At 68.6% G+C, this 12,382-nt stretch carries 12 protein-coding genes; 9 read left to right on the forward strand and 3 right to left on the reverse strand.

Annotated features, from left to right (window positions below; translation table 11 throughout):
• Positions 1-8 precede the first annotated feature (8 nt).
• From baeS to AASM09_RS21090, 9 genes are all read left to right on the forward strand, one after another.
• Positions 9-1,412: a sensor histidine kinase efflux regulator BaeS gene (gene baeS, locus AASM09_RS21050; RefSeq protein ID WP_049428942.1), complete on the forward strand. Its 1,404-nt coding sequence runs from the start codon at positions 9-11 to the stop codon at positions 1,410-1,412.
• On the forward strand, positions 1,409-2,098 hold the full coding sequence (locus AASM09_RS21055) for a response regulator (RefSeq protein ID WP_049428943.1): 690 nt from the start codon (positions 1,409-1,411) through the stop codon (positions 2,096-2,098). The genes baeS and AASM09_RS21055 overlap by 4 nt, the downstream gene beginning before the upstream one ends.
• 116 nt (positions 2,099-2,214) lie before the next feature.
• Positions 2,215-2,745 (forward strand): gamma carbonic anhydrase family protein, encoded by a 531-nt coding sequence (locus tag AASM09_RS21060; RefSeq protein WP_049428950.1) that lies wholly within the window; start codon positions 2,215-2,217, stop codon positions 2,743-2,745.
• A gap of 124 nt (positions 2,746-2,869) precedes the next feature.
• Positions 2,870-3,559 carry an RDD family protein gene (locus tag AASM09_RS21065; protein ID WP_049428951.1) on the forward strand — a complete coding sequence of 230 codons (690 nt, stop codon included), beginning with the start codon at positions 2,870-2,872 and terminating at the stop codon, positions 3,557-3,559.
• Positions 3,556-4,548 (forward strand): stage II sporulation protein M, encoded by a 993-nt coding sequence (locus AASM09_RS21070; protein ID WP_049428944.1) that lies wholly within the window; start codon positions 3,556-3,558, stop codon positions 4,546-4,548. The genes AASM09_RS21065 and AASM09_RS21070 overlap by 4 nt, the downstream gene beginning before the upstream one ends.
• Positions 4,538-6,160, forward strand: a complete 1,623-nt coding sequence (locus tag AASM09_RS21075; RefSeq protein ID WP_049428952.1) for a DUF4129 domain-containing protein — start codon at positions 4,538-4,540, stop codon at positions 6,158-6,160. Before AASM09_RS21070 ends, AASM09_RS21075 begins: the two co-directional genes overlap by 11 nt.
• Complete coding sequence (locus AASM09_RS21080) at positions 6,157-7,341, forward strand: DUF4350 domain-containing protein (protein ID WP_049428945.1); 1,185 nt, start codon at positions 6,157-6,159, stop codon at positions 7,339-7,341. Before AASM09_RS21075 ends, AASM09_RS21080 begins: the two co-directional genes overlap by 4 nt.
• A complete protein-coding gene (locus tag AASM09_RS21085; protein WP_049428946.1) occupies positions 7,338-8,324 on the forward strand; it encodes an AAA family ATPase in 987 nt (328 codons plus the stop codon). The genes AASM09_RS21080 and AASM09_RS21085 overlap by 4 nt, the downstream gene beginning before the upstream one ends.
• Positions 8,321-9,619, forward strand: coding sequence for a DUF58 domain-containing protein (locus AASM09_RS21090; RefSeq protein ID WP_049428947.1), 1,299 nt, complete (start codon positions 8,321-8,323; stop codon positions 9,617-9,619). Before AASM09_RS21085 ends, AASM09_RS21090 begins: the two co-directional genes overlap by 4 nt.
• A 123-nt stretch (positions 9,620-9,742) precedes the next feature.
• Here AASM09_RS21090 and AASM09_RS21095 read toward each other — a convergent pair whose 3' ends face one another.
• The 3 genes from AASM09_RS21095 to AASM09_RS21105 form a co-directional block, all read right to left on the reverse strand.
• Positions 9,743-10,066, reverse strand: a complete 324-nt coding sequence (locus AASM09_RS21095; RefSeq protein WP_308306918.1) for a hypothetical protein — start codon at positions 10,064-10,066, stop codon at positions 9,743-9,745.
• Positions 10,067-10,362: 296 nt separating this feature from the next.
• On the reverse strand, positions 10,363-11,541 hold the full coding sequence (locus AASM09_RS21100) for a glutathionylspermidine synthase family protein (RefSeq protein WP_049428949.1): 1,179 nt from the start codon (positions 11,539-11,541) through the stop codon (positions 10,363-10,365).
• A gap of 7 nt (positions 11,542-11,548) precedes the next feature.
• Positions 11,549-12,121 (reverse strand): DUF1190 domain-containing protein, encoded by a 573-nt coding sequence (locus AASM09_RS21105; RefSeq protein WP_005420172.1) that lies wholly within the window; start codon positions 12,119-12,121, stop codon positions 11,549-11,551.
• Between the last annotated feature and the right edge of the window lie 261 nt (positions 12,122-12,382).

Below are 12,382 nucleotides of genomic sequence, written 5' to 3' on the forward strand. Positions count from 1 at the left end.
CGCCGCTAATGGCCTCCGCGATGGCGAAGATTCGACTCAAATTCGGCCTGACCGCGAAGACCTTCCTCGCGATCTTCACCGCCTGCCTGCTGGTGCTGGCAGTGAACGGTATTGCCAGCCGCGTGGCCTTCCAGACCGGATTCCTGGACTACCTCAACGACCAGGGCGACCTGCGCATGCAGCGGCTGATGCCCCACCTTCAGCGCGAGTACCGCGAGCACGGTGGCTGGGAGCATCTGCACGGTGATGGCGACCGCTGGGCGCGGCTGCTGCGCCCGGACCTGGCCCATGGGCACGAAGGACCGGTGCCGCCGCTGTCCGACCAGACCGGCGTGCCGTCGCGTCTGGGCCTGTTCGATGCACGGCACCGCTTCGTGGCCGGCAACCCCGACGCCACCAGCGATGACGAGCCGCATGCGGTGCAGGTGGACGGGCAGACCGTCGGTTGGCTGGGCATGGTGCCGTTCCAGACCGTCATCGCCACCAACGACCTGAATTTCTACAACACCCAGGTGCGCGCCTGGTGGGTGATCGGCATTTCGCTGCTGCTGGTGACGGTGCTGCTGGCCTGGCTGGTGTCGCGCGCGCTGCGCCAGCGCCTGGCCAAGCTGGCCGCGGCCACCCACCGGTTGGCCGCCGGTGACTACGGCACCCGCATCGAGCGAACCAGCGACGATGAGCTGGACGCACTGGTCAACGACTTCAACCGGATGGCGCAGGCGCTGGACGATACCGAGCGCAACCGCCGCGCCTTCATCGCCGACATCTCGCACGAACTGCGCACGCCACTGGCGGTGGTCCGCGCCGAGCTGGAGGCGATCGAAGATGGCATCCGTCCGCTGGACCGCGCCAACCTGGTGGGCCTGCAGGGCGAGATCCGCCAGCTGGGCAAGCTGATCGACGACCTGCACGACCTGTCGATGACCCAGTCCGGCGGCCTGGCGTACCGTTTCGCGCCACTGGACCTGGCGGCGCTGCTGCGCAGCGAACTCAACGGCATGCGCGTGCGCTTCGCCAATGCAGGCCTGGCGCTGGAAGAAGATCTGCCCGCCACGCCGTTGCAGGTGTCCGGTGACGAACGGCGCCTGCAGCAGGTGCTGGCCAACCTGCTGGAGAATGCACTGCGCTACACCCACGCCGGTGGCCGCGTACTCGTGCAGGCAGCGCACGTGCCTGCCGGCGTGCAGCTGATCGTGGAAGACACCGCGCCGGGCGTGCCTGCCGACAAGTGCGCGCTGCTGTTCGAACGCTTCTACCGCGTGGAAAGTTCGCGCAACCGCGCCAGTGGTGGCAGCGGGCTGGGCCTGGCCATCAGCCACAACATCATCCTCGCCCACCACGGCGTCATCCACGCCGAGCCCTCGCCACTGGGCGGGCTGCGCGTGGTCATCACCCTGCCGGAGCCTGCATGAGCACGTCGCCCGCCATGTGCGCGAAGATCCTGATCGTCGAGGACGAGCCACGCCTGGCCTCGGTACTGCGCGACTACCTGGCCGCTGCCGGCATGGCCAGCGAGTGGGTGGACGACGGTGGCCAGGTGATCGACGCGTTCGCGCGCTACCAGCCCGACCTGGTGCTGCTGGACCTGATGCTGCCGCAGCGCGACGGCGTGGACCTGTGCCGCGAACTGCGCGCCAGCAGCGATGTGCCGGTGATCATGGTCACCGCACGGGTGGAAGAGATCGACCGCCTGCTGGGCCTGGAGATCGGTGCCGACGACTACATCTGCAAGCCGTTCAGTCCGCGCGAAGTGGTCGCTCGGGTAGTGGCGGTGCTGCGCCGCTACCGCCCAGACCCCGGTGCGCGTGCCAACGGCGGCCTGCACATCGACGAGCCGGCCGCACGCGCCACCTGGAACGGCAAGGGCCTGGACCTGACTCCGGTGGAATACCGCCTGCTGCGCACGCTGCTGGCCACGCCAGGCCGGATCTGGGCGCGCGATGAACTGCTCGACCGGCTGTACCTGGACCATCGCGTGGTGGTCGACCGCACCGTCGACAGCCATGTGCGCAACCTGCGCCGCAAGCTGGCCGACGCCGGCATGGAAGGCGAGCCGATCCGTTCGGTGTACGGCATGGGCTACAGCTACGAACCCTGAGCTCCCTGTAGAGCCGAGCCCATGCTCGGCTGCGTAGGGAGCCGAGCATGGGCTCGGCTCTACAACGCACCACGCAGGTATCATCGTCGCGAACGCCCTGATTTCCGGAGATGCCGATGAACCCGCTGCGCCCCTTTCGCGACAAGATGCCCGTCCTCGGCGAGCGTGTGTACATCGACCCGGCCTGCACCGTCATCGGTGATGTGGAACTGGGCGACGACGTGTCGGTGTGGCCGGGCACGGTCATCCGCGGCGATGTCAATTACGTGCGCATCGGTGCGCGCACCAACGTGCAGGACGGCACCATCATCCATGTCAGCCACCACAGCCCGTACAACAAGGCCGGCTACCCGACCCTGATCGGCGAGGGCGTGACCGTCGGCCACGGCTGCATCATCCATGCCTGCACCATCGGCGATTACAGCCTGATCGGCATGGGCGCCTGCATCCTCGACGGTGCCCGCGTGGAGCGCCATGGCTTCGTCGGTGCCGGCGCGGTGATCGGCCCCGGCAAGGTGGTGGGCGAAGGCGAGCTGTGGGTCGGCAACCCGGCCCGGCCGGCGCGCACGCTGAGCGACAAGGAAATCGAGTCGCTGCACTATTCGGCCGACCACTACGTGCGGCTGAAGGACGAATACCGGGGCTGAGCAGCCAACGCCGCCACGCGGCTCTGCTAAAGTCTGGGCCCGACCAGGACCTGTCGAGACCCCCCATGCCTGTGGTTGCCAGCCGGAGAGGACTCCGGTGCCCGCAACGAAGGCCATCGCGCTGATGGCCGCACCGATGCTCGATACCTACCGTGAGGTGGTGACGCCGGAGGGTGTGCTGCTTCAGTTGCCAGTAGCCGGACCGCTGCCGCGGGCCATGGCCTGGCTGGTCGATCTTGGTGTGCGCATCGCGGCACTGGTGCTGATGGCGATTCCGCTGGCGGTGCTGGACGAATTCGGCTCCGGCCTCAACCTGGTGCTGATGTTCCTGGTCTACTGGGTCTACCCGATCGTGTGCGAGGCGCTGTGGGGCCGCACCCTGGGCAAGCGCGCGCTGGGCCTGCGCGTGCTGTCCCGCGATGGCGCGCCCGTGGGCTGGATGGCGGCGATCACCCGCAACCTGCTGCGTACGGTGGACATGCTGCCGTTCGGCTATGCACTGGGCCTGGTCAGCAGCCTGTTCGATCCGCACGGCCGCCGCCTCGGCGACCTGGTGGCCGGCACCGTGGTGGTGCACGCGCCTGTCCTGTACCTGCCGCCGCCACCTACCATCGACAGCGTGCTGGCCCCGCCGCAGCCGCTGCGGCCGGAGGAACAGGCCGCGCTGATGGCCTTCGCCGAGCGCGCCCCGCGTCTGTCCGCGCCCCGCCAGCAGGAGTTGGCCGGCATTGCCGAACCCCTGACCGGCAGCCTGGGCCAGATCGGTGTGCTGCGCCTGTATGCGATGGCCAACTGGCTGCTGGGGCGGCGATGAAACAGGAACAGTTCGTCGCCCGTTACCAGCAGGAATGGCAGGACCTGGAACAGTGGCTGCTGCTGCGTGCCGGCGCCTCGCGCCGTGCGCGCCGCAAGGCCAGCGGCCTGGCACTGGACGATGCCACCGTCCCGCAACGCTATCGGCGCCTGTGCCAGCAGCTGGCGCTGGCCCGCGAGCGCGGTTACAGCCCGCAGCTGGTCCAGCGCCTGCAGCAGCTGATGCAGCAGGGCCACAGCATGCTGTACCGCACACGGCCGACGCGCTGGCGCGCCGCGCTGGAATTCCTGGTGGCCGACTTCCCGCTGCTCGTGCGCAGCCAGGCACGCAGCATGTGGGTAGCGCTGGCGATGTTCGCGCTGCCGGCAATCGCCTGCTTCGTGCTTGCACAGGTCTACCCGGACCTGATCCACACGCTGATGGACAACCGCCAGATCGCCGCGATGGAGCGCATGTACGACCCTGCCGCCGAACGACTGGGCCGCGACAGCGGCACCGACTGGATGATGTTCGGCCACTACATCCTCAACAACATCAGCATTGCCCTGCGCACGTTCGCCAGCGGCCTGCTGGCGGGGCTGGGCACGCTGCTGGTGCTGCTGTTCAACGGCGTCACCATCGGGGCGGTGGCCGGCCACCTGCAGCACATCGGGCACGGTGGACCGTTCTGGCGCTTCGTGGTCGGCCACGGCGCCTTCGAGCTGACCGCGATCGTGATCGCCGGCGGTGCCGGCCTGCAGCTGGGCATGAAACTGCTGGCACCGGGCCGGCGCAGCCGCCTGGATGCGCTGGTCGACGGTGGACGCATCGGTGCCCGGCTGTGCCTGGGCGTGGCGTTCATGCTGCTGGTCGCGGCCTTCATCGAAGCGTTCTGGTCGTCGATCGCCGAAGTCCCCGCATGGATCAAGTTCAGCGTCGCCGGAGTGCTCTGGGCCGGCGTGCTGCTGTGGCTGTGGCGTGGCGGGCGTGGAAGCGGCCATGCGCATTGACCGCCTTGACGTGGTGCTGCGTGCACGCAGCGGCTGGGAGGCGATGGAGCTGGGCAGTGCCCTCGCCCGCCGCCATGCGCGCGCCGTGTGGGGCAGCTGGCTGCTGGCCAGTGCTCCGTTGTTCGTGATCTTCAACGCGCTGGGATGGTGGCTGGATGCCTTCGGCTGGGCCTGGCTGGCGATGTGGTGGTGCAAGCCACTGTTCGAGCGTGCGCCGCTGTATGTGCTGTCACGCGGCATCTTCGGCGAACCGGTCAGCACGCTTTCGGCGCTGCGTGCGCAGCGCCACTGGGGCAACTCCGGTTTCTGGGGCTACCTGGGCTGGCGTCGTTTCAGCGTGCTGCGCAGCCTGTGTCTGCCGGTGAACCTGCTGGAAGGCAACGCACCGGGCCAGCGCGGTCCACGCCGCCGTGCGGTGGCGGCCGGCGCCGCAGGTGCGGCGACAGTGCTGACCGTGACCTGCATGGCGTTCGAAGCGGTGCTGGTGTCCGGTGCCATCGGTGCAGTGTTCATGTTCATGCCACTGGACCTGATGTCCGAATCCTGGCGTGCGGCGTGGGACATGATCGGCAAGGACACGCCGGCCTGGGCACGTTTCGGTTTCAATCTGGCCTGCTGGCTGGCCTCGGCGCTGATCGGCCCGTTCTTCGTCGGTGCGGGCTTTGGCCTGTACTTGAACCGGCGTACGCAGATGGAAGCCTGGGACGTCGAAATCGCCCTGCGCCGCCTGCGCGATCGCCTGCTGCCGGCAGCGTCGACGCTGGCCCTGCTGCTGTGCCTGGCACTGCCGCTGGTCTCCGCACCGGTGCACGCCCAGGACGCAGATGCCGAGCCCGGACGCGCCATGGGCAAGCCCAACGACAGCGGCATCGCCTCCGAAGAGGACGACGAAGAACCGACCATCGACCCGGCCAACACGCCAGCCACCATCTTCGGTGGCACGCCGGTGGACACTGCTGGTTTCCGCCAGGCGGTGAATCGCGCCTACGAGGATCCGCTGCAGCGCCCGACCCGCCAGGTCACCCGCTGGAAGCCGATCGAACAGGCCAAGGAAAAAAAGAAGGACGACAAGCAGCTGCAGAGTGACAGCAGCCCCCGGGGCGAACGCAAGGCGCGCAAGGAGGGCATCGCCTGGCTGGCACGGTTGGCCGAGTGGGGCCTGTGGGGCCTGCTGGGCATCCTGCTGCTGGTGCTGCTGCTGACGGCCCGGATGTGGTTGCCCTGGCTGCGCGGCAGCGGCCGGCGCAAGGCCGATGCACCACCGCAGGTGATGGAGGAACAGGTGGAACTGCCCCTGGTGCTGCCGCCGGACGTGGCCACCCAGGCCGGCCTGCTCTGGGACCAGGGGCGCCCACGCCAGGCGCTGGCCCTGCTCTACCGTGCCAGCGTGCGCACCGTGGGCGAGCGCAGCGGCATCGCGCTTCCGCCGGGCGCCACCGAAGCACAATGCCTGCGCGCATCGCGACGCATGCCTGACGCCATCGACCGTGACCTGTTCGCGCGCATCGTTCGCATGTGGCAGTACGCGGCTTACGGTGGCCGCCTGCCCAGCCGCAGCGATTTCGACGCACTGGCCGCAACGCTGCGCCAGCAGTACCGGTGGCAGGCATGAGCCCGCGCCTGTTCTGGTCGTTGCTGCTGGGCGTGCTGGTGCTGTTCGGCGTGCCGCTGACCATCCTCTACCTGCGCACGCATGAGCGCGTGACCGAGACCATCCGGCTGCCACCGCAGGGCGAGGCGGCCTACAACCCGCTGTACGTGCTCGGCCAGGCCCTGCGTGCCGACGGCATCGACGTGCATTCACTGCCCCGGCTGGACCTGCAGCAGATGACGCTGGGGCCGCACGATACGGTGGTGCTGCTGCAGGACAGCAGCGAACTGCCGCCGCCCGTCGCCAATGCCCTGCTGGATTGGGTCGAGGATGGTGGACACCTGCTGGTACGCACGCCGCCACCGGCCGAGGACGACGCCAGCAGCTCGCAGGGTCCGTTGCTGGACCGGCTGGGCGTGGACAGCCTGTTCCAGCGCAGCGACTGCCAGCCTTTCCATGTCGATGATGATCCGGGCCACGTTGAATTCTGCGGTGGCCGCCGCTTTACCCTGGGCTTTGCGGCCAGCGCGCAGGCCGAACGCCGTTGGGGCGGTGATCGCGATCTCGTGTACGCACGCCTGCGCCATGGCCAGGGCAAGGTGAGCGTGCTGGCCGACATGGACTTCATGCGCAGCGAGGTGGATTCACCGGCAGCGCGCCTGGCCTCGGCCGGCGGCAACGCCAGCGATGGCCTGCACGATGCTTCGCACCGCGACCTGACCCGCTATCTGCTCGACCCGAACTACGGCAAGGGTACGGTCTGGCTGATCTACGCCAGCCGCCCGCCATCGTTGTGGGCACGCATCTTCTACCAGGGCTGGCCACTGTGGGCGCCACTGCTGCTGGCCCTGCTGGGTTGGCTGTGGAGCCGCTCGCAGCGCTTCGGCAGCCTGCAACCGTCGCCGGTGCTGGAACGCCGCTCGCTGCTGGAGCACGTGCGCGCCAGTGGCGAACTGCTGCTGCGTTTCGGCCACGGTATGCGCCTGTACGACGCCGTGCTCGCCCTGTTCCTGCATCGCCTGCGCCTGCGCGCGCCGGTTGCCGCCGCGCTCGATGGCGCACCGCGTGAGCAGGCCATCGCCGCACTGCTGAAGTGGCCACAAAGCCGCGTCGCCAGCGCGCTCACACCGCCTCCGCCGCACGATTCCTCCGCCCTGCGCGAGCGCATCCGCTTGCTGCTCCAGATGAGATCCCTGCTATGACCGAAGTCCCCGAGCTGCCGGCGGCCGCCGATGCCCGCCTGATCGAACGCGTCGATGCCATCCGCGAGGCCGTCGGCCGCGCTTTCATCGGCCAGGCCGACGTGCTGGACCAGATTCTGGTGGCCCTGCTGGCAGGTGGCCACGTGCTGATCGAGGGCGTGCCCGGGCTGGGCAAGACCCTGCTGGTGCGCGCGCTGGCGCAGGCGATGGAGCTGGACTATGGGCGCGTGCAGTTCACCCCCGACCTGATGCCCAGCGACGTCAGCGGGCACGCCGTGTACGACCCGAAGAGCGAGAGCTTCAAGATCCGCCGCGGCCCGGTGTTCACCAACCTGCTGCTGGCCGATGAGATCAACCGCGCGCCGGCCAAGACCCAGTCGGCGCTGCTGGAAGTGATGCAGGAAGGCCAGGTGACCATTGAAGGCAAGGCCTTCACCCTGGCGCCACCGTTCATGGCGCTGGCCACGCAGAACCCGCTGGAACAGGAAGGCACCTACCCGCTGCCGGAAGCGCAGCTGGACCGCTTCCTGCTGAAAGTGCTGATCGACTACCCGCAGCTGGAGGACGAGAAGCGCATGGTGACCGCGATCACCAGCGGCCGCTCCGCCAGCGATTTCGACCTGAGCCAGGTACCGCGCGTGCTCGGTGCCGGTGAACTGGTGGAGCTGCAGCGCGCCACCGCGGCGATCAACGTGGATGACGAAGTGATCGACTACGCGGTGCGGATCGTGGCCGCTACCCGGCAGTGGCCGGGCATCGCAGTCGGTGCCGGCCCGCGTGGCAGCATCGCGCTGGTACGTGCATCGCGCGCACAGGCGGTGCTGGCCGGCCGTGACTTCGTCACCCCCGACGACGTGCGCGACATCGCGCGCCCTGCGCTGCGCCATCGCATCGCGCTGGTCCCGGAGCTGCAGATCGAAGGCCAGGATGCCGACGACGTGCTGGGTGCGCTGCTGGCCAAGGTGGAAGCACCGCGCCGATGAGGCCTGCCCCGCTGCTGCTGGCGCTGTTGCTGGCCTGGGCCGTCCTGGGCGGCCTGGTGCTGGGCGGCCTGCTGCCACGCTGGAGTTGGGCGCTGGCTGCGGTGGCGATTGCCGTGCCGGCGTTGATGGATCTGTGGCGGCAGTCACGGCGTCCATCGCCGCAGGTGCAGCGCGAACTGCCCGAAGCGCTGGCCCTGGGTGTGCGCCGCGAGGCCGCGCTGCGCCTGCAGGCGGACGCAGCGATGACGGTGCAGGTGTTCGACCTGGTCCCCGGCGGCTGGCCGCTGGAATCGCTACCGCAGCGCGTGCGCCTGCAGCCCGGCAGCGCCTCCACCCTGCACTACCACCTGCAGCCGCTGCAGCGTGGGCGCTTCCGCTTCGACGGTGTGCATCTGCGCATGCGCTCGCCATGGCGGCTGTGGTGGCAGCAACGCACCCTGCCACCGGCGCTGGACGTACGGGTCTATCCGAACTTCGTGCCGCTCACCCGCTTCGCTCTGTTCAGCGCCGACCAGGCATCGCGCCTGGTGGGTGCGCACGTGAAGCGTCGCCGTGGTGAAGGCACCGACTTCCACCAGATGCGCGAATACCGCGTGGGCGACAGCCTGCGCCAGCTCGACTGGAAGGCCACCGCACGGGCGCGCAAGCTGGTCTCGCGCGAGTACCAGGACGAGAAGAACCAGCAGCTGCTGCTGATGCTCGACAGTGGGCGGCGCATGCTGGCCAGCGAAGGCGGTCTCTCGCATTTCGACCACGCCTTGAACGCCTCGCTGGTGGTGGCGTACCTGGCATTGCGCCAGGGCGATGCCGCCGGCCTGTTCGCTGCCGGTGGCGAGCGCCGCTGGGTGGCGCCGCAGCGTGGCATGGGCACGGTCGAGCACCTGCTGCGTGCCAGCTACGACCTGCAGCCGCGCGCGGTGGCCACCGATTACCTGGCCGCCGCCACCGAGGTGTCGCTGCGCCAGCGCCGGCGCGCACTGGTGATGCTGGTCAGCAACGTGCGCGACGAAGACATCGAGGATCTGCTGGCGGCGGTGCGCCTGCTGCAGAAACGCCATCTGGTGTGCGTGGCCAGCCTGCGCGAGCGCGAGCTGGACGGCGCACTGGAGGGCGACGTGCAGACGCTGGAGGATGCCACCCAGGCCGGTGCCGCCGCACTGTACCTGCAGCAGCGCGCGAAGGCGCACGACGCGCTGCGCAGCGAGAAGGTGATGGTGCTGGACGTGACCGCCGACGCCCTGCCCGGCGCGCTGGTGGAGCGCTACCTGGCAGTGAAGCGCGAAGGGCTGCTGTAGTCCTGCGCTTGACCCAAGCCGAGCATGGGCTCGGCTCTACAGGAATCGGGCTGTCTGTAGAGCCGAGCCCACGCTCGGCTGCCACATCAACCCACGCATGGTGTTGCCGGCCAGTGGCCGGCACTACCCCTGCAGCAATCGCCGCTGCAACCGCTCCACCGCACGCTGCAGCAGCACCCGGTTGCGGGCCAGCTTCATCCACTGCGGCAGGCGCGAGAACATCGAACGATGATGGCCGCTGCCTTCGCGCAGTCTGGCCGCGGCGTAGTCGTGCAATGCCTGCAGATGCTCGGCGTTATACGCCCACAGCAGGCCAGCCGAGGTTTTTTCCACCAACCTCAAAGGCAGGCCGAAGTCCGGGTCGATGGCTTCGTTGCCACGCCAGCGCGACCGGGTGACCTCGACATCGCTGCTGCGCCCACATTGGCTGCAGTCCGCGGACAGCACCCGCAGCGCAGATGTCTCTCGAGCGCGGCGAACTTCAGCGCTTACCCATTTGTGGCCGCAGTAGCCGCAAGGACGGTAGCCGCAGTAGCGCACCGGTCCTACCCAGTCTCCGGAGCCACAGCGGCTGCAACCGCAGCCGCCGTTCAATGCCTGGCTGCAACCCAGGCACCGGAAGCGGCGTGAATCAGGCGTACCTACCACCCAACCCGGCGTGTCACATCGATTGCAACGCACCGCCACCCGGTCTGCATAGCGCAGCAGTGAGTGACCGTCGTCCCGGTGGCGCCCTGCCACCATCAGACGTAGATCCGCGTCGGCGCCTCGTCGACGATCGCGTGCGGCACGAAACGCGCGCTGTCGCGGGTGATCGCGCTGTCGTCCTCGCGGATGCCGATGCCGCAGGCGTGGTCGCCGATCACCCAGCTGCCGATCAGCGGGTAGCCGCCTTCGAAGCGGGTCAGCGGATGCGCGCGCTGGATGATCGCGGGGCCATCGTAGGGGCCGTCGCTGCGCTGGGTGCTGCCATCGGCGAGGTGCATCTCGATGTTGGCGCCCTCGCGTGAGAACAGCGGCTTGCGCACCCAGCCCGAGGCCAGCGTGCTGCCGTCATCGAAGTGCGCTTCCAGCAGGTTCGGATGGCCCACGTTGCGCTGCCACAGCAGCGGCAGGATGCCCTTGTTGCTCAGCACCGCCTTCCACGCCGGTTCCAGCAGCTGCATGCCCGAACCGGGAAGCGCGCGACCGAATTCCTCGGCCATCAGGTCTTCCAGCGGGTACAGCTTGAACAGCGTGCCGATCACCGAATCGTCCAGCGCGGTGAAGCGGCCGTCCTCGGACAGACCGATGTCCTCGACGGCGATGGCCTGGCCATGCAGGCCGGCCTGCGAAGCGCAGTCGCGCAGGTAATCGACGGTGCCACGGTCTTCTTCGGAACTGCCCACCGCGCTGAAGTACAGCGGCGGCGGCAACTGCTTGGCCAGTTCGCCGAAGCGCTCGACGAGCGCTTCGTGGATCGCGTTGAACTGGTCGGCATGCTGCGGCAGGCGGCCGGCATTGCGCTGGTCCTCCAGCCACTGCCACTGGAAGAAGCTGGCCTCGAACAGCGAGGTCGGCGTGTCGTAGTTCAGTTCGTACAGCTTGGCCGGACCGGTACCATCGTAGGCCAGGTCCAGGCGGCCATAGAGGTGTGGCTGACGCTGGCGCCAGCTGTCGGCGATCCAGTCGCGGTAATGCGACGGAATCGCCAGCTGGTCCATCAACCGTTCGCTGCCGATGACATCACCGACCAGGTCCAGCGCCATCTGGTGCAGCTCGGCACTGGGGTCTTCGATGTCCTGTTCGATCTGGCGCAGGGTGAACGCGTAGTACGCGCTTTCATCCCAGTACGGCTGACCATCGATGGTATGGAAACGGAAACCCGCTTCCTCCGCACGAGCCCGCCACTGGGCACGCTCGGCAATCCGGATGCGCTGCATGGACCGGTCAGCCGCCGTAGCTGCCGCTGGTGCTGCGGCGCGCGCTGGTGTTGCCGAAGCCACCACGGCTGGCAGTGACCGCACGGTTCGGCTCGCTGGTGACCGGGGCCAGGCCGGCCTTGCCCGCGCCGATGCCGCTGGCGGTGTTCAGGCCACCGGTGCCACCCGGTGCCGGGCGCGCCCAACCCGCATTCTTGTCCTGGTAGGCCGGCGCCGACGCCGGCGCCTGCGGGGCCAGGCCGCCGCGGTTGCTCAGCATCTGCGACATGAAGAAGCCCATCATCATCGGGCCGATGAACGAGGTACCCGCCGACGTGTGCTGCTGCACGCACTGTTCCGGCTTGTAGTCCTTCTCGCAGGCTTCCTTGCTGGCGTACTTCGGCGCCGCATCGGCGGCCTGCTTCTGCGCTTCGGCGAAGGCATTGCGGCACGACGACGGATCGCCGGTAGCCTCGGTGCAGGCCTCGACCGAGGTGTACAGGCCTTCCTGCACCTTCACCTCCGGCTCCTTCTGGCAGGCGGTGAACAGCAGCGGCGCGGCGCTCATCAGCAGCAACGCGGTGGTGCGGGAACGTTTCATGGCCTCATGCCCTGTCGACGGATCAATGCCCCAATGATGCCAAATCCGGGCCAGCAACCGGAATCGGCAAAGTCCGAAAGATGAACGGACTTTCATTTTCGTCGTTCCCCATCTTCCACGCATGGCATGGATCCATCGTGTCGACCAAGGTCGACACCTACCAGGAGCAGAGCGCCGGCCCCGACAGATCGCAGGAAACTGTCGAAGGCGGGGTGGGTCCGCTGGCGGGGGTGTCCGCGGCATGGATGCCGCGGCCAAGCC

The organism is Stenotrophomonas maltophilia (assembly GCF_039555535.1).
Lineage (GTDB): Bacteria > Pseudomonadota > Gammaproteobacteria > Xanthomonadales > Xanthomonadaceae > Stenotrophomonas > Stenotrophomonas maltophilia_Q.

What these genes read in the sequence shown, in the direction of transcription:
- AASM09_RS21070 (WP_049428944.1), top strand. Translation starts at nt 3,556, where the DNA reads ATGAAACAGGAACAGTTCGTCGCCCGTTACCAGCAGGAATGGCAGGAC.
- AASM09_RS21080 (WP_049428945.1), top strand. Translation starts at nt 6,157, where the DNA reads ATGAGCCCGCGCCTGTTCTGGTCGTTGCTGCTGGGCGTGCTGGTGCTG.
- AASM09_RS21055 (WP_049428943.1), top strand. Translation starts at nt 1,409, where the DNA reads ATGAGCACGTCGCCCGCCATGTGCGCGAAGATCCTGATCGTCGAGGAC.
- baeS (WP_049428942.1), top strand. Translation starts at nt 9, where the DNA reads ATGGCCTCCGCGATGGCGAAGATTCGACTCAAATTCGGCCTGACCGCG.
- AASM09_RS21060 (WP_049428950.1), top strand. Translation starts at nt 2,215, where the DNA reads ATGAACCCGCTGCGCCCCTTTCGCGACAAGATGCCCGTCCTCGGCGAG.
- AASM09_RS21065 (WP_049428951.1), top strand. Translation starts at nt 2,870, where the DNA reads ATGGCCGCACCGATGCTCGATACCTACCGTGAGGTGGTGACGCCGGAG.
- AASM09_RS21100 (WP_049428949.1), bottom strand. Translation starts at nt 11,541, where the DNA reads ATGCAGCGCATCCGGATTGCCGAGCGTGCCCAGTGGCGGGCTCGTGCG.
- AASM09_RS21075 (WP_049428952.1), top strand. Translation starts at nt 4,538, where the DNA reads ATGCGCATTGACCGCCTTGACGTGGTGCTGCGTGCACGCAGCGGCTGG.
- AASM09_RS21105 (WP_005420172.1), bottom strand. Translation starts at nt 12,121, where the DNA reads ATGAAACGTTCCCGCACCACCGCGTTGCTGCTGATGAGCGCCGCGCCG.
- AASM09_RS21090 (WP_049428947.1), top strand. Translation starts at nt 8,321, where the DNA reads ATGAGGCCTGCCCCGCTGCTGCTGGCGCTGTTGCTGGCCTGGGCCGTC.
- AASM09_RS21085 (WP_049428946.1), top strand. Translation starts at nt 7,338, where the DNA reads ATGACCGAAGTCCCCGAGCTGCCGGCGGCCGCCGATGCCCGCCTGATC.